The sequence below is a fragment of the Phytopseudomonas argentinensis genome, assembly GCF_900113905.1.
GTDB classification, from domain to species: domain Bacteria; phylum Pseudomonadota; class Gammaproteobacteria; order Pseudomonadales; family Pseudomonadaceae; genus Aquipseudomonas; species Aquipseudomonas argentinensis.
Window position 1 is genome coordinate 869,809 of record NZ_FORC01000001.1, and the last position, 18,508, is coordinate 888,316.

Annotated in this window: 15 protein-coding genes and 1 pseudogene; 1 reads left to right on the plus strand and 15 read right to left on the minus strand. The window is 64.3% G+C overall.

What is annotated here, in order from left to right; genetic code table 11:
- Window positions 1–32 precede the first annotated feature (32 nt).
- On the minus strand, window positions 33–662 hold the full coding sequence (locus tag BM154_RS03965) for a DUF998 domain-containing protein (protein ID WP_074881081.1): 630 nt from the start codon (window positions 660–662) through the stop codon (window positions 33–35).
- Between the two features lie 188 nt (window positions 663–850).
- Here BM154_RS03965 and BM154_RS03970 point away from each other — a divergent pair, with 188 nt between their 5' ends.
- Window positions 851–2,470 carry an NAD(P)/FAD-dependent oxidoreductase gene (locus BM154_RS03970; protein ID WP_074881082.1) on the plus strand — a complete coding sequence of 540 codons (1,620 nt, stop codon included), beginning with the start codon at window positions 851–853 and terminating at the stop codon, window positions 2,468–2,470.
- Window positions 2,471–2,575: 105 nt separating this feature from the next.
- Here the strand turns inward: BM154_RS03970 and BM154_RS03975 are convergent, their stop codons facing one another.
- The 14 genes and pseudogenes from BM154_RS03975 to BM154_RS04040 form a co-directional block, all read right to left on the minus strand.
- Window positions 2,576–2,908 carry a Na+/H+ antiporter subunit G gene (locus tag BM154_RS03975; protein ID WP_074881083.1) on the minus strand — a complete coding sequence of 111 codons (333 nt, stop codon included), beginning with the start codon at window positions 2,906–2,908 and terminating at the stop codon, window positions 2,576–2,578.
- A gap of 13 nt (window positions 2,909–2,921) precedes the next feature.
- Window positions 2,922–3,191 carry a K+/H+ antiporter subunit F gene (locus tag BM154_RS03980; RefSeq protein WP_074881084.1) on the minus strand — a complete coding sequence of 90 codons (270 nt, stop codon included), beginning with the start codon at window positions 3,189–3,191 and terminating at the stop codon, window positions 2,922–2,924.
- Window positions 3,176–3,679 (minus strand): Na+/H+ antiporter subunit E, encoded by a 504-nt coding sequence (locus tag BM154_RS03985; RefSeq protein ID WP_074881085.1) that lies wholly within the window; start codon window positions 3,677–3,679, stop codon window positions 3,176–3,178. The genes BM154_RS03980 and BM154_RS03985 overlap by 16 nt, the downstream gene beginning before the upstream one ends.
- Entirely contained in the window at window positions 3,676–5,178 is a 1,503-nt protein-coding gene (locus BM154_RS03990) for a monovalent cation/H+ antiporter subunit D (RefSeq protein WP_074881086.1), read from the minus strand. The genes BM154_RS03985 and BM154_RS03990 overlap by 4 nt, the downstream gene beginning before the upstream one ends.
- Window positions 5,178–5,504, minus strand: a complete 327-nt coding sequence (locus BM154_RS03995; protein WP_070887910.1) for a Na+/H+ antiporter subunit C — start codon at window positions 5,502–5,504, stop codon at window positions 5,178–5,180. The genes BM154_RS03990 and BM154_RS03995 overlap by 1 nt, the downstream gene beginning before the upstream one ends.
- Window positions 5,504–8,296, minus strand: a complete 2,793-nt coding sequence (locus BM154_RS04000; protein WP_074881087.1) for a monovalent cation/H+ antiporter subunit A — start codon at window positions 8,294–8,296, stop codon at window positions 5,504–5,506. The genes BM154_RS03995 and BM154_RS04000 overlap by 1 nt, the downstream gene beginning before the upstream one ends.
- Window positions 8,297–8,771: 475 nt before the next feature.
- Window positions 8,772–9,236 carry an outer membrane lipoprotein gene (locus tag BM154_RS04005; protein ID WP_074881088.1) on the minus strand — a complete coding sequence of 155 codons (465 nt, stop codon included), beginning with the start codon at window positions 9,234–9,236 and terminating at the stop codon, window positions 8,772–8,774.
- 187 nt (window positions 9,237–9,423) lie between these two features.
- Window positions 9,424–10,566 carry a glycerate kinase gene (locus tag BM154_RS04010; protein WP_074881089.1) on the minus strand — a complete coding sequence of 381 codons (1,143 nt, stop codon included), beginning with the start codon at window positions 10,564–10,566 and terminating at the stop codon, window positions 9,424–9,426.
- Between the two features lie 54 nt (window positions 10,567–10,620).
- Window positions 10,621–11,979 (minus strand): GntP family permease, encoded by a 1,359-nt coding sequence (locus BM154_RS04015; RefSeq protein ID WP_074881090.1) that lies wholly within the window; start codon window positions 11,977–11,979, stop codon window positions 10,621–10,623.
- A gap of 148 nt (window positions 11,980–12,127) precedes the next feature.
- The gene (locus tag BM154_RS04020) at window positions 12,128–13,234 is read right to left on the minus strand and encodes a sugar diacid recognition domain-containing protein (RefSeq protein WP_074881091.1); all 1,107 of its coding nucleotides are present in this window, start codon (window positions 13,232–13,234) and stop codon (window positions 12,128–12,130) included.
- A 92-nt stretch (window positions 13,235–13,326) separates the two neighbouring features.
- A complete protein-coding gene (gene pdxH, locus BM154_RS04025; protein ID WP_074881092.1) occupies window positions 13,327–13,974 on the minus strand; it encodes a pyridoxamine 5'-phosphate oxidase in 648 nt (215 codons plus the stop codon).
- Window positions 13,975–14,022: 48 nt separating this feature from the next.
- A pseudogene (locus BM154_RS04030) lies at window positions 14,023–14,781 on the minus strand (OmpA family protein); the annotation flags it as partial.
- 155 nt (window positions 14,782–14,936) lie between these two features.
- On the minus strand, window positions 14,937–16,082 hold the full coding sequence (locus BM154_RS04035; protein WP_074881094.1) for a serine hydrolase domain-containing protein: 1,146 nt from the start codon (window positions 16,080–16,082) through the stop codon (window positions 14,937–14,939).
- Between the two features lie 51 nt (window positions 16,083–16,133).
- The gene (locus tag BM154_RS04040) at window positions 16,134–18,377 is read right to left on the minus strand and encodes a beta-agarase (protein ID WP_074882355.1); all 2,244 of its coding nucleotides are present in this window, start codon (window positions 18,375–18,377) and stop codon (window positions 16,134–16,136) included.
- Window positions 18,378–18,508: the final 131 nt, after the last annotated feature.

Here is an 18,508-nt window from a genome sequence, read left to right on the forward strand (position 1 = left end):
GGGGACACCGGCAAATCGTAAGCAAACACGAGTCAGGATTTGCAGCGGCGCAGCAGCATCAGCGCCAGCCCGGCGACCCACAGCAACGATACACCGTAATTGATGCGCTGATAGAGGCCAAAACCATGGCCGCTCTCCAGCGCAGCGGCCATCAGGGGCAAGGCGCCAAGGGCTGCCAGGGTGCATAGCAGCGAGAATGCGGCGAACCCTGACGAGGCGAGCAGACGCCGGGCCAGCCATACCCAGAGCCCGCTGGCCAGCAGCAGGCTGAAGGCCATGACCAGCCCCGACAGGTTGTGCAGGTTCTGGCTGTTGGAGGGCTGTTCAGGCGCACAGCCGGCATCACAGGCGAAGGAGCCGGTACCGAAGCTGCCCAGGCCATGGAGAATGATCAGCAGGCCGCTCAGCCGCGCCCAAGGGTCGCGAAAGCTCAGCAGCACCGCCGTACCGAACAGCAGAAACAGCACGCCCAGCGGAAAATTGTTGATCAATGGCGAGAAGGCCTGGGTTGGTGCGCCTTCGGCGCCCAGCAGGCTCATGGCCTGGTCGACATGGCTGTAACCGGGATAAAACGCGCCGGCCAGGGTCACGCCCAGCGCCAACCACAATGGCGTGATGAGACCGGCCAGATAACCGAGTTTGAGCATCCTGTTCGAGTGCATGCGAGCGTCCTTTTATGCCATGAAAGTCTGCTCAGTGACGTCTGCGCCGCGCTTCACGGCACATCGGTCCGGACAGCAATCCGTCGCCTGCGACACGCCAGCTGCAGCCCGCCAGGCGTTTTTCGTCCATAATCGCCGCCCTCGAAAAAGCTGCCGGGTTGCCTCCGGCCCTGATAGGTGGAAATTCCATGCTGCGCATCACCGAACTGAAACTGCCCCTCGATCACGCCGACGATGCCCTGCGCCCGGCTCTGGTCGAGCGCCTGGGTATCGACGACAGCGAACTGCTCGAGTTCAGCGTGTTCAAGCGCAGCTACGATGCCCGCAAGAAGTCCGGCGACATGCCGTTCATCTACACCCTGGATTTCAGCGTGCGCGACGAAGCCGCGTTGCTGGCGCGCCTGAGCAATGACCGCAACCTCGGTATCGCCCCGGACGTGCGCTACAAGCCGCTGAACATCAGCGCAGCGCACCTGCCCGCGCAACGCCCGCTGGTGATCGGTTTCGGCCCGTGCGGCATCTTCGCGGCGCTGCTGCTGGCGCAGATGGGCCTCAGGCCGATCGTGCTGGAGCGCGGCAAGGACGTGCGCCAGCGCACCAAGGACACCTGGGGCCTGTGGCGCAAGAAAGTGCTCGATCCCGAGTCCAATGTGCAGTTCGGCGAAGGCGGCGCGGGGACCTTTTCCGATGGCAAGCTGTACAGCCAGATCAAGGACCCCAACCACTATGGGCGCAAGGTGCTGGAAGAATTCGTCAAGGCTGGCGCACCGGAGGAGATCCTCTACGTCAGCAAGCCGCATATCGGCACCTTCCGCCTGACCGGCGTGGTGGCCACCATGCGCGAAGAGATCAAGGCCCTTGGCGGCGAGGTGCGCTTCCAGCAGCGCGTCACCGACGTGCTGATCGAAGACGGTCAACTGGTCGGTGTCGAGCTGGAGAACGGCGAACAGGTGCGCAGCCGCCACGTCATCCTGGCTCTGGGCCACAGCTCGCGGGATACCTTCCGCGCCCTGCACACGCGTGGCGTGTTCATGGAAGCCAAGCCCTTCTCGGTAGGCTTTCGCATCGAGCATCCGCAGTCGCTGATCGACCGTGCGCGCCTCGGCAAATACGCCGGCCACCCGAAACTCGGCGCAGCCGACTACAAGCTGGTGCACCACGCCAAGAACGGCCGCTCGGTGTACAGCTTCTGCATGTGCCCGGGCGGAACCGTGGTCGCGGCCACCAGCGAGCCGCACCGGGTGGTCACCAACGGCATGAGTCAGTACTCGCGCAACGAGCGTAACGCCAACTCGGGCATCGTGGTCGGCATCACCCCGGAGCAGGATTATCCCGGCGGCCCACTGGCCGGCGTCGAGCTGCAGGAGCGCCTGGAATCCCACGCCTATGTGCTCGGCGGCAGCAACTACGAGGCGCCAGGCCAGCTGGTCGGCGACTTCATCGCCGGCAAGCCGAGCACCGCCCTGGGCAGCGTCGAGCCGTCCTACAAGCCAGGCATCAAGCTGGGCGATCTGGCGCCGGCCCTGCCGGACTTCGCCATCGAGGCGATTCGCGAAGCGCTGCCGGCCTTCGCCAAGCAGATCAAGGGTTTCGACCTGCATGACGCGGTGCTCACCGGTATCGAAACGCGCACCTCATCGCCACTGCGCATCACCCGAGGCGAGGATCTGCAGAGCCTCAACGTGCGCGGCCTGTTCCCCGCCGGTGAAGGCGCGGGCTATGCCGGTGGCATTCTGTCTGCGGGTGTCGACGGCATCCGTGTCGCCGAGGGTCTGGCACGCGCGCTGATGGATGAGCAGGCCCGCTAGCAGCCGGGGGTGGTGCGCCGTGGGCACGGCGCCGGATTGAGGGGCTGCCGATCTCGACCTGCACACCAGCTCGATCGAGATCGGCGCCCAGAGCGCCAGCCCCGTTCAGGATTCCCAGGGGCGCCCGCGGGTACGGCGCACCAGCTTGACCTTCTCCTGCATCGCCGACTTGGCCAGCATATGGGCGCTGACCGGCGCGGTGATGAACAGGAACATGACGATCAGCAGCTCATGCAGGCTCAAACCTTCCTCATGGTTGCCAAAAAAGATCATCGAGGCGACCACCATGCTGCCCACACCCAAGGTGGTGGCCTTGGTGGGGCCATGCAGGCGGGTGAAGAAGTCCGGCAGGCGATACAGGCCAATGGCGCCGATCAAGGCGAACGAGCAGCCGACCAGCAAGAAAAACGCCACCAGTGCTTCGATCCAGAATGGCATGGCAATTCCCTCCTCAGTCGATGATTTCGCCGTGCAGCAGGTGCTTGCCCACCGCCACGGTGCCGACGAAACCCATGACGGCGATCAGCAGCGCCGCTTCGAAAAACAGATCCGACTTCAGCCAGATCCCGAACACCACGATCAGCGCCAGGGCATTGATATACAGCGTGTCCAGGGCCAGCACCCGGTCGGGCATGTCCGGGCCGCGCACCAGACGGATCACGTTGAGCGTCACGGCGACGCCCATCAAGGCCATGCAGAAGGGAATCACGTACGCGAGCATTCGAAAATCTCCATCAGCGGGGCTTCATAGCGCGCCTTGAGTTCGGTAATCAGTTCTTGATCATCGGGCACATCCAGGCCATGCAGCAGCAGCGTCTTGTGGTCGTTGCTGAGGCCCGACGAAACGGTGCCGGGGGTCAGGGAAAGGATGCAGGCGAGTACCGAGAGGATGAATTCGTTGTCGATGTCCATGGGCACTTCGACGAACGCCGGACGCAGCTTGCGGGTCGGCCCGAGCACCAGTCGCGCGACGTGCAGGTTGGCAATGACGATGTCCCAGAGCACCATCAACAGGTAGCGGCACAACCGCAACGGGCGGCGCAGCCGCGGCACCTCGAGCATGAAGCCGCTGCACAGCAAGGCGATGCCCCAACCGAAAAAGGCGCCCAGTACCAAGTGGCCGACGCTGGGCGCGTTGACCATCAGCAGCCAGATCACCGTGAGCAGCACGCTGAGCATGGGATGGGGGAACAGACGGGACAGGCTCATCGCTCACCTCCGCGCACGATCTGCAGATAGCCGTGCACATCCAGCAACTGCTGGGCGACGGCCTGGGTGTACTCATGAATCGGCTGCGCCGCCACCACCAGCAACGGGCCACCGGCCAGCAAGCAGATGGTGGCCAGCGCGCGGATGCGGTCGAATTCGGCATTCGTCGCGGGCTCGCCCGTGCAGCGCCAGAACAGCGTGCTGCCGGCGCGCACCAGGGCGATGACCATACCCAGCCCCCCCACCAGCACCACCGGCCAGAGCACCAGCGCCTGCCAGCCGGCTTCCACCGAACGCAGCAGCATCAGTTTGCCAAGGAAGCCGGAGAACGGCGGCAAGCCGGCCACCGAGATCGCGCCGACGAAGAACAACCCGCCAAGCAGCTTGGGCTGCAGCAGTTGCGGCCCCTTGCGCAGGCGCAGGCCGATCTCGCCGCGCTGGCGTGCCAGCAGGTCGGCCAGCAGGAACAGGCCGCCGCATATCCAGGTGCTGTGAATCAGGTAGTAAAGCGCCGCACCCAGGCTTTGCACGCTGCCCATCGCGACACCGGCCAGCAGGGTGCCGACCGACACGATCACCAGGTAGCCGATCAGCCGGCCCAGGCTGCGCGCCGCCAGCGCGCCGGTCACCCCGAGCAGCAGGGTCAGCGCCGCCAGTGGCCACAACAGGTAATCGACCAGATGGGCCAGCTGCCCCGCTTCGCTGCCGAACACCAGGGTGAACACGCGAAGGATCGCATACAGCCCGACCTTGGTCATCACTGCGAACAGTGCCGCTACCGGCGCCGTAGCGGCGGCGTACGCATTGGGTAGCCAGAAGTACAGCGGCAGGATGGCGCCCTTCAGCGCGAACACGATCAGCAGCAGATACCCTGCAGCTGCCAGCAGGTGCTGACGATCGGCGTCAGCTACGGAAAGTTTCAATGCCAGGTCGGCGATGTTCAACGTACCGAGCAGGCCGTAGAGCATGCCGATGCCGATCAGAAAGAATGACGAGGCCACCAGATTCAGCACCACGTAATGCATACCGGCCTTGATGCGCATTGGGCCGCCGCCGTAGACCAGCAACGAGTAGGAGGCGATCAGCAGAATTTCGAAGAAAACGAACAGGTTGAACAGGTCGCCAGTCAGGAAGGCGCCATTGATGCCGAGCAACTGGAACTGCATCAGCGCATGGAAGTTCGGACCACGCTGGTCGTCGCCACGCACCGCATAGAGCATGGCGAAGCTGGCCAGCACGGCGGTCACCAGCAACATCAGCGCCGCTAGGCGATCAAGCAACAGGATGATGCCGAACGGCGCCTGCCAGTTGCCAAGTGCGTAGACCTGCAGCGCACCAGTGTCCGCTTGCAGCACCAGCCAGGCGCTCAGCGGTACTAGCGCCCAGGTAGCCAGCAGGGAGACCCAGCGTTTGGCGGTGATCGACAGCTGCGAGCCAATCAGCAGCAGGCTGCCGGTAAACAGCGGGATCAGGATCGGCAGGATCAGCGCGTGGTTCATCAGCGCGACTCCTCACCATCGACATGGTCAGTGCGCAGCTCACCCAGGGCGCGCAATGACAGCACCACCACAAAGGCGGTCATGGCAAAGCCGATGACGATGGCCGTGAGCACCAGCGCCTGGGGAATCGGATCACCATGTTCGGCGCTCTTGCCGATGACCGCAGGCACCCCGGTACCCAAACGCCCCATGGCGAACAGGAACAGGTTGACCGCATAGGAAATCAGGGTCAGGCCCATGACCACCGGATAGATGCGTGCGCGCATCAGCAGATAGACACCGCTGGCGGCCAGCACGCCCAGGGTAATGGCGAATAGCGCTTCCATCAGAGTACCTCCTTGCTGGTTTCATCCTGGCTGACATGGCCGATGTTGGACAGGATCAGCAGCGTGGAGCCGACCACCGCCAGGTACACGCCCAAGTCGAAGAGCAGCGCAGTGGCCAGTTCGAACTTGCCAATCAGCGGAAGATGGAAATAGTCGAAGGCCGAGGTCAGGAACGGCGCACCAAATGCCAGGCTGCCCAGGCCGGTCAGCGCAGCGATCAGCACCCCGAGGCCGGCGATGCTGTGGAAGCTCCACGGCATGCGCCGCTGGGTCCATTCCACGCCGTGGGCCACGTACTGCAGGATCAGTGCGATGGCGGTGATCAGGCCGGCGATGAAGCCGCCGCCGGGCAGGTTGTGCCCACGCACGAAAATGAAGGCCGATACCAATAGCGCCATGGGCAGGAGGATGCGCGCGATACTGTCGAGAATCATCGGGTGGCTGTCACGCGACCAGGGCCTGCCGTTCGGATCGGTATGCGGATGGGGCAGGTGCAGGCCGGCCAACAGGCCATAGATACCGATGGCGGCAATCGCCAACACGCTGATCTCGCCCAGGGTATCGAAGCCGCGGAAGTCAACCAGTATCACGTTGACCACGTTGGTACCGCCACCACCACTGACGCTGTTCTCGAGGAAGAACGAGGAGATGGTGTCGTACGGGCGGGTCATCACCGCATAGGCCAGCAGTGCCACGGCAATGCCGGTGCCACCGGCCAGCAGCACGTCACGCAGACCACGCAGGCTGCTCGACTCCATGGGCGTGCGGTCGGGCATGAAGAACAGTGCCAGCACCAGCAGGATGATGGTCACCACCTCGACCGACAGCTGGGTCAGCGCCAGGTCCGGTGCTGAATAGCGGGCGAAGGCCAGGGCCACCATCAGCCCGGCGCAGCTCAGGGTCATCAGCGCCTTGAGGCGGTTACGATGGAATACCACGGTCAGCACCGCCATCACGCACAGCACCGCCATGCCGAGCACGGTGATGCCATCGAGCGGAGTCAGCGCCACACTGCCACTGAGCGACTCCATGGGTGACAGCGCGGTGATGATCAGCGCCAGCGCGCTCATCAGCAGGAATGCCACATAACGCTGCTGGGAGCCGCTTTCCAGCAGTTTGGTCACCCAGCGAGCGCTCCGAACCAGGCGCGCGTTGAGCAGCTCGAACATCTCCTTGGCATCCACTTCCGGCATGCCGTTGTACCAGCGGAACAGCGGTTCGCGGCAGGCGTAGACGACGATGCCTCCAACCATAGCCACCACGCTCATGCCCAGCGGCAGGTTGAAACCGTGCCAGATCGACAGGCTGTAGTACGGCACCTCACCGCCCAGGGTCGCGCTGGCCGCTGACGCCAACAGCGGCGCCACCGTGTAAGCCGGCAGCATACCGACCAGCAGGCACAGGAAAACCAGAATCTCCACCGGAATCTTCATGTAGCGCGGCGGTTCGTGGGGCGGGTACTTGGGCAGATCCCTGGGCTCGCCGTTGAAGAACACGTCGTGGATGAAGCGCAGTGAATAGGCCACCGAAAACACCCCGGCCAGGGTCGCCACGGTAGGGATCATCCAGTTGAAGATGCCCAGCAGATCCTGATTGAGCGTTTCAGTGAAGAACATCTCCTTGCTCAGGAAGCCGTTGAGCAATGGGACCCCGGCCATTGCCGAAGCCGCCACCATGGCCAGCACGGCCGTGTGCGGCATGTACTTCCACAAGCCGGCGATGCGGCGCATGTCGCGGCTACCGGTCTCATGGTCGATGATGCCCGCGGCCATGAACAGCGAAGCCTTGAAAGTTGCGTGGTTGATGATGTGAAACACCGCAGCGACCGAGGAGAGCTCGGTGTTGAAGCCAAACAGCAGGGTGATCAGGCCCAGGTGACTGATGGTCGAGTAGGCCAGCAGTCCTTTGAGGTCGTGCTGGAACAGCGCCATGATCGCCCCGAACAGCAGGGTCGCCATACCGGTCATGCTGACCAGATAGAACCACCACTCCGTGCCGGCCAGGGCCGGGTAGAAACGCGCCAGCAGGAAAACGCCCGCCTTTACCATCGTTGCCGAGTGCAGATACGCGGAGACCGGAGTGGGCGCGGCCATGGCCTGGGGCAACCAGAAATGGAACGGGAACTGCGCCGACTTGGTGAATACCCCGAGTAGAATCAGGGTTAGGGTGATGGGGTACAGACCGTGATTGCGGATGGTGTCACCCGCCGCCAGCACCTCGCTCAGTTCGAAACTGCCGGCAATGTTGCCCAGCAGCAGAATGCCGGCAAGCAGCGCCAAGCCGCCGCCACCGGTGACGGTCAGTGCCATGCGCGAGCCCCGGCGGGCATCCGAGCTACCGTTCCAGAAGCCGATCAACAGGAACGACGACAGGCTGGTCAGCTCCCAGAACACCAGCATCAGCAGCATGTTTTCCGACAGCACCACCCCCAGCATGGCGCCCATGAACAGCAGCAGATAGGAGAAGAAGCGGCCCATGGGTTCCTGTTTGCTCAGGTAATAGCGGGCGTAGAGGATCACCAGCAAACCGATGCCGAGGATCATCAGGGCGAACAGAAACCCAAGGCCGTCCAGGCGCAGGCTCAGGTTCAATCCCAGTTCGGGAAGCCAGGAATAACTGACCACCTGAACCTCGCCGGCGAAGACCGCCGGCTGCTCCAACCACAGCAGCACCAGCGCCGCCGCCGGGCCGAGCGCGGCTGCCAGCGCACAGAGCGAACGGCCCATGCGATCAGCCAGCAGCGGCAGAAAGATACCTAAAAATGGTAAGGCGATGATCAGCGCAAGCGCCATACACTAAACCCCTTGTACGAGCCCGTCATGCAGCCAAACGGCCAGTTAGTGTGTGCCAGAATGCCGGTCGCCTGACGTCCGGCCGATCCCTGCGATGGTGTGCGTGATGCCAACCCGGTAAGCGGAGAAAACCACCTGCGCCAGCCCGACTCGGAGCTGCCGAGCCAGTTACCAACGGCTGTGCGGCTATCGCGCCGCACGCTGTAACTGACTGGTCAAACACCCGAGCGTTCGACTTGTTTTTCCGGCAGAAGCCCGCAAAAACCCACCAGGAAGCCTCTTCGATTATGCTGGGCTATCGACTTGACGTCATGGATAGAATTATTACTAAAACTATCTCCACCAGGTTCGAGAGCCCGCCCGCTACACTGGCTTTAACCTGTCTAGCTCAGGGCTTTCAGCGGCAGACCGAAATGCAAGAGGCCGAATCAGCAAGCTGATCCGGCCTCTTTGCCCCGCGTGAGCGATACGCTCGTTAGTGGGTGACGCGGCTGGTGCCATTGACGGTCATGATGCGCACGCGCTCACCCACGCGGAAGATCTGATTCTCTTCCACGGCCTGTACATAAGCACGCATGCTGCCGTCATCTTCACGGACGGTGATCTCCACGCCCTGGGTCCGGGTGATGCCTTCCTCGGCCGCTGCGCCCAGCAGGCCACCGGCCACTGCACCGATCACCGCCGCCACCGCCGAGCCACGGCCGCCGCCGACGCCGCTACCCGCTACGCCGCCGATCACCGCACCCGCACCACCACCGATGGGGGTCTTGGTGCCCTCGATCTTCACCGGCCGCAGCGACTCGATGGTACCCATGCGCACGGTCTGTACGGCACGCGCCTCGTCGCGCGAATAACTGTCACCGGTCAGGCTCGATGCGCAGCCACCAAGCGTGAGAGTCGCTGCGGCAAACAGGACAGCGAAAAAACCAGGTTTAAGCATGACGATTCTCCAGACTGGACTGATAACCCTATGACCGCGTGGCCGCCAGGACGGTCACTGTGAATGCCGACAAATTGCCTCATCCGTTCAGCATCGGTACAGGATGGCCATCGCGCCATCCGACAGCAGTATAGACAGCCGTGCCTGGCAATCGTCCCCCCCTCCGCGCGGGGAGCTGGGCCGATCGCTAGCCACGCGTGCCCTGCGCAAGGCGCCAGAACCTGGCGAGATCGGCCGCCCGTGCTTCAAGTTCCTGCCCGGCGTTGGCGCAGGCATGCTCCAGGGTGATGGGCCCCGGAGCGAGGCTGAAGCAAGCCTCGATGCCGGCTTCGCGCACCTGTTGATAACCCTCCCCCAGGCTGCCGGCCAGGGCGATCACGGGTACACCCTGCGCTTGCGCCACCCGCGCCACGCCAACCGGCGTCTTGCCATGCAGGCTCTGGGCATCCAGGCGCCCTTCGCCGGTGATCACCAGGTCGGCGCCGTGTACCGCATCGGCAAGCCCGGAGAGTTCGGCCACCAGTTCGATGCCGGGGCGAAAGCGCGCGCCGAGAAAGGCCTTGGCCGCAAAGCCCAGCCCACCGGCTGCGCCAACGCCCGGGAAGGTGCTGAAATCCTCGCCCAGCGCCGCGCCGACCACCTCGGCAAGGCGCGCCAGGGCGGCATCCAGCTCCTCGACCTGCGCCGGGCTGGCACCCTTTTGGGGACCGAATACCGCCGATGCTCCCTTGGGCCCGCACAGTGGGTTGTCGACGTCGGCCGCCACATCGACCGGCACGTCCTGCAGGCGCTTATCCAGCCCGCCGAGGTCAACCCGTTGCAGCGACGCCAAAGCCGCTCCGCCAGCGCGCAGTTCGCTGCCGCCAGCATCGAGAAAGCGTGCGCCCAGGGCCCGCAGCAAGCCGCTGCCGCCATCATTGGTGGCACTGCCACCAAGACCGAGGATGATCCGTGTGGCGCCCGCATCCAGTGCCGCGCGGATCAACTCACCGGTTCCATAGCTGCAGGTCACCCGGGCATCACGCTGGGCGCTCGGCACCCAGTGCAGGCCGCTTGCCGCGGCCATCTCGATCACCGCCGTACCATCGACCAGCCACCCCCAGTGCGCCTGCACCGGCGTGCCCAGCGGCCCCTTTACCGACAGTTCGCGGCGCGCGCCTCCGGTGGCTGCAAGCAGCGCATCCACGGTACCTTCACCGCCGTCGGCCATGGGGCATAAGACCACCTCGGCCTGCGGGTAAACGGCCAGCCAGCCGCGGGCAATGGCCTGCGCCACGTCGGGCGCACTCAGGCTCTCCTTGAATGAATCAGGAGCGATGACGATTTTCATGGCAAGACCTCGGTAACAGCGGGACGCCCCGAAGGCGCCCCGTAGAGAAACGACTTACAGCAGCACCAGGCTGAGCAGCCACACGGTGAGCATACCGGTCACACCCTGGATCAAGGTGGCCATGGTCTGTGCACGATAGGCCACGGCTACCGGCATGCGGCTGAACTGGGTTACCACCCAGAAGAAACTGTCGTTGGCATGGGATACCGTCATGCCGCCGGCACCAATGGCCATCACGGTTAACACCCGGCCCATCTCGCTGTCCAGGCCCAGTTGGCCAAGCAGCGGTGCAACCATGGCCGAGGTGGTCACCAGTGCCACGGTGGTGGATCCCTGGGCAGTTTTCAGCGCGGCAGCCACCAGAAACGGCATGAACAGGCCAACGCCCAGCGCCGACAGCGTGGTACCCAGGTAATTGCCCAAAGGCGTAGCGCTGAGCACCGCACCAAATGCACCGCCGGCACCGGTGATGAGGATGATAGGTGCCGCGGATATGATGCCTTCGGAGACCCGGTCATGCAGGTTCTGACGCTTGCCGGTGCCCTTGAGCAGTGTGCAGGCCAGCGCCAAACCGACCAGCAGCGCCATCACCGGGTGACCCAGGAAGCCCAGTACGCTCAGCAATGTACCGTCGCCCAGCGGCCGGCTCGGGAATGCGGCGATCGAGCCCAGGCAAATCAGCAGGATCGGTACGAAGATCGGCGCGAAGGCCTGGGTTGCGCTGGGCAGCGTGCCGTATTGAGCGCGCAGCGCGGCGAAGTCTTCGCTACCCGGCATGGGCGTGCCGTCGTCTACCAGGGCAATGTCCTTGCCGATAAAGCGATTGGCCCACAACATGCCAGCCAGCGCGGTAACCAGCGCCACGACCAGGCCCACAACGATGACCAGGCCCAGGCTCGAACCCAGCCCCAGGTTACCGGCAGCGGCGATCGGCCCGGGCGTCGGCGGCACGAAGGTATGGGTGGCGTAAAGGCCTGTCGCCAGCGCCACGCTCATGGCCACGACCGAAACTTTCATGCGCGCCGCAAGAGCGTTTTTCAGCGAGTTGAGGATCACGTAACCGGAATCACAGAACACCGGAATCGACACCAGGTAACCGATGATCGACATGGTCAGCGTCGGGAAGCGCTCGCCGAGCAGTTTGATCACCGTTTCGGCCATGGTGATCGCCGCGCCGCTGCGCTCGAGGATCACCCCGATGATGGTGCCAAGCACGATGACGATACCGATATTGCCGAGGATGCTGCCAAAGCCGGTGGCGATGGTCTTGAGGATATCCTGATGAGGCAGTTGGTAAGCAAACCCGGCGATCAGTGCCGCGGCCAGCAGAGCGAGAAAGGGATGCAACTTGAGACGGGTGGTCGAGAGCACGATGAATGCAATCAGTGCGACCAGGATCAGAACCAGAGCCATGCCGGTATCCTCATTGTTGTTATGTGATTTGCCAGGTGCCCGGCATTGTCACCCAGCAGTAGCAGGCGACACCCTATTCATCCGCACAACAAGACAGGCAAAGCGAACACCCATAACTGTGCAGAAGCATCATATCCAGCGAGAGGCTTCAATCAGGCTCGATCAAACCCAGGCCCAGCGACAGCTGCAGGCGGCGATCCAGACGGGTCAGCTCCACTCCGCTGAGCTCGGCGACACGTTCGAGGCGATAGCGCAGGGTGTTGCGATGGATCCCCAGTGCCGTCGCACAGCTCTGCACCTGGCCATCATGCTTACACCAGGCTTCGAGGGTCTCGCGCAGCATGCCGTTACTGTCCTGAGCGAGTACCTGTTTCAACGGCGCCAGCCAGCCCTGCAGCAGCCAGCTGTCGCGTTGGGCATGGAGCAGAGTCGCCAGGCGATGCTCCTCAAGCGACACCAGACGTAACGCGGGATAACGCGCCCTGGCAAAGGCCTGCAGATCACGCAGGGCCAGGCAGGCCTGACGTAACTGCCCCAGCGACTGTACCGGATCGCTGACCAACAGGCGGGCCAGACCCAAACCGCGCTCATCGGCACTTTCCAGCCAGCGCGCGTCATCACGACCTGCGCTTAGCGGCCGGCACCAGAGCATCTCGCGCATGCCCAATGGCGCCGCCAGATGCTCACTCTTGCCGGTCAGCACACCCAGCAAACGCGCCTGCTGGGCCAGCGGCTCGCCGCCTTCCTGCAACTCCAGCAGGCACACCTGGCGCGGCCAAGCGAGCGCCAGCCCCTGCCGCTGAGCATCCGCTGCCAGCGCCGCGACGCTCACCGCTGGATCGAACAGCTGGCGCAGCCAGGCATCCAGTTGATGCCGTTGCCAGTGGCGCTCGGCCTGAACCTGACGCTGCTCGACCAGCATTTCCGCCGCCATGCGCACCAGCTCGGCATAGGGCCGCACCACCTCGGGATCACCGGTGATGCCCAGCACGCCGATCAATTCATCGGCATGCAGCAGGGGCAGGTTCACGCCAGGGCGCACGCCGCGCAGGCAGGCTGCGGCCTGCTCGTCGATCTCCACTACCCGGCGATTGGCCAGCACCAGCTGCGCCCCTTCATGACGGGTGTGCAGCCGCAACGGATCGCCACTGCCGATGATCATGCCCTGGGCGTCCATCACGTTGATGTTGTACGGCAGGATGGCCATGGCGCGATCGACGATGTGCTGGGCCAGGGTGGAGTCGAGTTCAAGCATGCTGGGGCCTGCGCGAAAGAAGCCGCCATTGTAGGCCGATTGCAGGGAGGATCGACCGCCGTGCGCCACCGCGGCGGCACGGCAGTGAGCCGTCAGGGCGCCAGCCGCTGGCGCAGCCAGGCTTCGCCTGCGCGGCGATAATCGAGGCGGTCGTGCAAGCGGCTGGCACGGCCTTGCCAGAATTCGATGCGCTCGGGCAGCAGGCGGTAGCCGCCCCAGTGTGGCGGGCACTCGGGCGCATGGTCGGCGAAACGACGTTGGGTTTGCGCCAACAGGCCCTCCAGTTCACCACGGTCGTGAATCACCCGGCTCTGCGGTGATGCCCAGGCGCCGAGGCGGCTGCCCAACGGGCGCACCTGGAAGTAGGCGTCGGACTCGGCAGGCCTCACCCGCTCTACAAGCCCCTCGATACGTACCTGGCGCTCCAGGGTCGGCCAGAAGAAGGTCAGCGCGGCATAGGGATTGGCCTGCAGCTGCTCGCCCTTGGCACTCTGGTAATTACTGAAGAAGGTGAAGCCCCGCTCGTCCAGCCCCTTGAGCAGCAGCACACGGCAGTGCGGCCGGCCATCGGCATCGACGGTGGCCAGGGTCATGGCATTGGGTTCCACGGGCAGTTGCTCGGTTTTCACCGCATCGGCGAACCAGCTTCTGAACAGTGCGAGGGGCTCCAGCGGCGCCTGATCCTCGCTCAACCCGTCACGGGTGTAATCACGGCGCATGTCGGCCAGGGTCTGAGTCATGAGCGTACTCTCGAAAGCGACAAAGACCCTAGCTTAACGGGGTAAGCCTTATTTGGCTTGATCTGCGGCAACCACTTTCTTGGCATCGGCGAGCTTGGTGGCGCTCTTGGCGGCTGGCTTGTCAGCGGTTTTGGCAACCGCCTTGGCAGCAGGTTTGGCAGCTGCCTTGGGCTTGGCAGAAGCCTTGGCCACCTTCTTGGCTGCAGGTTTGGCGGCAACCTTGGCAGCCGGCTTCTCGGCTGGCTTTTCGGCAGCGGCTACCGCGGTAGCGGCAGGCACGGCCGGCTCCGGCGTGCTGTACTGGGCGATCAGCGCCTTGAGCGTGTCCTGACGGGTGAGCAGGATTTCCACACGACGATTGAGTTCACGGCCATTGGCACTGTCGTTGGCGGCGCGCGGCATGTCCGGGCCCATGCCCTTGACCATCAGACGGTCGCCCTTGAGGCCACTGAGGCGGAAGATGGCGGTAAAGGCGCGGGCGCGCTCGAGGCTCAGTTCACGGTTGGCTTCCAGAGCACCCGTGCTGTCAGCGTGGCCAAGTACCAGAACACCGACCTTGGCGTCCTTCTCCAGTACCTTGGCAACGCGGGTGATCGGGCTCAGGGTAACCGGCAGCAGCATGCCCGGGCGATCCGGGTTGAACGAGCCCTTGACCGGCGCGGTGACCACCAGCAGGTTCTCGCGGCGCTCCATGGCAAAGTTGCTGTCCTTGATCGCTTCACGTACCAGGGGCTCATACTCGTCCAGCCAGGCTTGGGTGACTTCCGGCGGCGGCATGGGAACCGGCTTGGGATCTTCCTTTTTCTCGAACAGGGAGCAACCTGTCAGCAGTACGCAAAGCGCCAGCGCGCAAGTCTTATAGGAAAGCATCGGTTCATCCACTATCTAATCGGTCGAAGTCACCCGGGCGACCCGGAGTCAGCAGCTAAAAGCTTTATTGCGCAAGAGTTTAAGCGCGACTGTTAAAAACACTCGCATAAGATAACCGCAAGTTTCTGTGCCCGCGGATCCATTAAGACGAACGGCCCCAGGTTATTCGTAACGAAACCCATCGCCACGTCGCGCTCCGGATCGGCGAAACCGGTGGTACCGCCCGCGCCAGGGTGGCCAAAGGCACCTGGCCCCATGCCGTAGGTGGCATTGGCCACGGCGGGCTGGTCGAGCATGCAGCCAAGGCCGAACCGCGTCGGGGTCAGCAGCGTCCTGTCGTCACCGACACTGTGCTCGCGGGTCAGTTCGGCGAGCAGTTCGCTATCGAGCAGGCTGCCGTCCAGCAGGCCGCTATAGAACCCCGCCAGGCTGCGCGCATTGCCATGGCCATTGGCGGCAGGTTGCTGCATGCGCCGCCATTCGGGTTTGTTGGTGCTGGTCATGATCGACGGCGGGTTGGTAAAGGCCCGGGTGGTCATCGCCTGGGCGTCGCTCATCATGGTCTTGAGCATGCGCTGCGCCGCCGCATCGCCCAGGTTGCCCTTGCCGCGGCTGATGGTGGCCACGCGGTGAAACTCCTCATCGGCCAGGCCGACATGGAAGTCCAGGCCCAAGGGCTTGGCGGTACGTGCCACGATCGACTCGCCCGGGCCACGCCCCTCGACACGACGCAGCAACTCGCCGACCAGCCAGCCGAAGGTGATCGGCGCATAGCCATGGCCCTCGCCCAGCCGCCACCAGGGCGTCTCGGCGGCCAGCGCGGCAGTCATCGCCTGCCAGTCGTACAACGCCTCGGCCGGCAGGCTCTGGCGAATCGCCGGCAGCCCGGCCTGGTGACTGAGCAGGTGACGCAGGGTGATGCGCTGCTTGCCGGCAGCCGCGAACTCCGGCCAGTAGCGGGCCACTGGCGCATCCAGTTCAAGCTTGCCTTCGGCCACCAGTTGCAAGGCGGTCACGGCGGTGAAGGGTTTGGTGCAGGAGAACAGGTTGAGGATGGTATCGCTCTGCCAGGCCTGCTGGCCCTCCCTGTCGGCGACCCCGGCCCAGATATCCACCACGATTTCGCCGCCCACCTGCACACACAGCGCGGCGCCGCGCTCCTGGGGGTCGTCGAAAAGGGCGGCAAAGGCGTCTTTCACCGCTTCGAACTTGAGGTCGAAGTAACCCTGAATCTGCACTGACTGCTCCTGGGAAGGGAAAAGGCGCCAGGCCAGGCTGGCGCTTGATGATTAAGGCTTGGTTTCGGCGCCTGGATCGGCGGCTGGTGCCGGTACCGGATCCTGAGTGGGTGCGGCCTCCGGCTCGGGCTGCTTGGCGGCCTGCTCGAGCACCAGCGGCGCCACGCTCAGGTTGGCCTTGCGCACGGCGCTGACGAAACCGTCCCAGGGCCGGTCGGTGATCGCCACCAGGCCCAGGTGACCATTCTCGCCGTCGAGCAGGCGCCCGGTGACCGGTTGATCCAGGTACTGGAACCAGTGCACCCCGACGATCTGCGGCTCTTCCAGGGCCTTGTTCAGGAAGTTCGCATAGGCAGGGCCGCGCTCTTCTTCCTTGTACACCTCGGCGACGCCACCCCAGAACGGGCCGCGGTCGCGGGAGCCGAAATGGAACTCGGTGACCAACAGCGGCTTGTCCAGCTTGCGCAGCGCCTCGAAGTCATAACCATGCTGCGGCTCGCGGGTATAGAAGTTGAAGCTCAGCACATCGCAATACTCGGCGCAGGCTTGCACTGCCTCGGGAATGCTCGCGGAGAAGCGCCCACCCAGCAGCAGGTGATTGGGCGTATGCCAGTCGAGCGAATCGGCGATGGTCTTGAAGTAGGTGTCGGCGAACAGGCGCAGGAAGCGCTGCATGTCCTTTTCGATGGCCGGGTAGGCCGGATTGATCGGCGGCGCCTGGAAGCCGGGATCTTCCATCAGTTCCCAGGCCTGCAACTCGATGCCCCAGGCCTTGGACAGCCCTTCCTGGTTACGGTACTTGTCGCGCAACTGCTTGAGGAAGGCACGCTTGGCCGGCACATCGGTGGTCAGGCGCAGCGTTGCGTAGGCCAGCGCATAGCGCGACTGCGGATCCTCGGCCGGGCCGGCCCAGGCCAGTTCGTTGTCGGCGTAGTAGCCCATCACCCAGGGATCATCGCGATGGTCGCGGGTGGCAATGGCAATGGCACGTTCGGCAGCCATGGCAAAGCGCGGGTCGAAGGGATCGGGCATGCCCCCCCACCAGTCGACGCCGGTACTGATGGTGGCGTAGTCGCCATGGATCGACAGTGGAATGCTGTAGGGCATGCGCTTGTCGAGGGCGAAGTCGTTGTCGCTCCAGTTACCCAGGGTGTTGAAGCCCCAGGCCTGCAGGCGGTTCTGCGCGCGCTCGCGCCATGCCTCGGGCTTCTGCTCGCCATAGGTGCGCTGCAGGTTGGCGGCGTAAAAGTCGTACCAGCGCCCCTTGTCGAAATCGCGACCGCGGTTGGCGCCAGTATCAGACTCGTTGCTGCCACTGCCGTAGAACGCGGCCAGTGGTTCACCCTCGGCCGGCAGGGCACTGAACATTTTCTCGCGCCCTTCTACATAGGTTTGGCTCTGCGTGCCGGTCACGGTATTCACGCCCAGCGAATAGAACGGATTGCCCTCGGGCGTGACCAGGAACCAGCGCCCGCCCCGCTTCTCGGTGCGGAAAAAGCCGGTGGCTTCAAAGGACGGCCCGCCGATCCAGCCACCATACATATCCTGCTTCGGGTGTTCGGCCTGCCAGGCTTGCAGCTGCTTGTCTTCCTGAGCAACGCCCTGCCGCAGCTGGTCGTCGCTCTTGATCTTGCCCGGCCAGTCGCGGCGGGTGAACTGACCGTAGGCATCGACGATGCCACGGTAGGCGTCTTCCAGGTCGGCACTGCCGCGTACGCCGAAACGCCCGAGCAGCAGATGCTGGGCCGCTTGCGGGTTGGGAATCGACAGCGTCACGGCGGTAACCTGGGAGGCATCGATCTCCCCGCTCACGGTTTCCGCCAGGAGCAGCAGGCGGCCATCGTATCGCCAGGGCATCAGGGCACCGGCACGCATGCCCTGGGCCCGCGGCGAGGTCGCGCCGAGGGGCACCAGCAGCGTCTGCGCCGGCCCGGCCGGCAACGCGATCTGGCTGGTCAGGCGCTTGCCGTCGGCGCTTTCGATGGTCACGTCAACGGTCAGCGCCCAGTCCATGGCGTTCTGCACACGCAGGCTCATGGCGCTCGACTCGGACCAGTCCCAGCTGCCGCTCTGGGGGGTCAGCCGCAAGGTAGGGCGTTCGCCCGGGTTGAAGGTGGCACGGCGCAGGATCTCGCCCTGGGCGGCGCTCTCCGCGGTGATGCTGGGCAGGTAGGCATTGTCGCCGGCGACCTGCACGGCATCCATCGGCCGCACGAAGTTGAACAGCTCCTGGCGATCCGCGGCGTTGCCCGTCACGGGCAGGCCAAGCACCGCGATCAGCGCCAGACGCCCCATTGCCTGAGGTTGCCGTGGACGGGCTGCAGCGATGCACAGTGACAGAACTTTGGAAACCAGACCCTCGGTGGATGAGCGTGCTTCGCACTGCACCGAACGGTCGGCCGACAGCAGCCAGGTGTTGACCTTCA

Bases quoted from the DNA above. Each gene is read 5' to 3' on its own strand.
- BM154_RS03995 (WP_070887910.1), bottom strand. From the start codon at position 5,504: ATGGAAGCGCTATTCGCCATTACCCTGGGCGTGCTGGCCGCCAGCGGT.
- BM154_RS04020 (WP_074881091.1), bottom strand. From the start codon at position 13,234: ATGCTTGAACTCGACTCCACCCTGGCCCAGCACATCGTCGATCGCGCC.
- BM154_RS04040 (WP_074882355.1), bottom strand. From the start codon at position 18,377: ATGGGGCGTCTGGCGCTGATCGCGGTGCTTGGCCTGCCCGTGACGGGC.
- BM154_RS03985 (WP_074881085.1), bottom strand. From the start codon at position 3,679: ATGAGCCTGTCCCGTCTGTTCCCCCATCCCATGCTCAGCGTGCTGCTC.
- BM154_RS04015 (WP_074881090.1), bottom strand. From the start codon at position 11,979: ATGGCTCTGGTTCTGATCCTGGTCGCACTGATTGCATTCATCGTGCTC.
- BM154_RS04010 (WP_074881089.1), bottom strand. From the start codon at position 10,566: ATGAAAATCGTCATCGCTCCTGATTCATTCAAGGAGAGCCTGAGTGCG.
- BM154_RS03990 (WP_074881086.1), bottom strand. From the start codon at position 5,178: ATGAACCACGCGCTGATCCTGCCGATCCTGATCCCGCTGTTTACCGGC.
- BM154_RS03965 (WP_074881081.1), bottom strand. From the start codon at position 662: ATGCACTCGAACAGGATGCTCAAACTCGGTTATCTGGCCGGTCTCATC.
- BM154_RS03970 (WP_074881082.1), top strand. From the start codon at position 851: ATGCTGCGCATCACCGAACTGAAACTGCCCCTCGATCACGCCGACGAT.
- BM154_RS04005 (WP_074881088.1), bottom strand. From the start codon at position 9,236: ATGCTTAAACCTGGTTTTTTCGCTGTCCTGTTTGCCGCAGCGACTCTC.
- pdxH (WP_074881092.1), bottom strand. From the start codon at position 13,974: ATGACTCAGACCCTGGCCGACATGCGCCGTGATTACACCCGTGACGGG.
- BM154_RS03980 (WP_074881084.1), bottom strand. From the start codon at position 3,191: ATGCTCGCGTACGTGATTCCCTTCTGCATGGCCTTGATGGGCGTCGCC.
- BM154_RS03975 (WP_074881083.1), bottom strand. From the start codon at position 2,908: ATGCCATTCTGGATCGAAGCACTGGTGGCGTTTTTCTTGCTGGTCGGC.
- BM154_RS04000 (WP_074881087.1), bottom strand. From the start codon at position 8,296: ATGGCGCTTGCGCTGATCATCGCCTTACCATTTTTAGGTATCTTTCTG.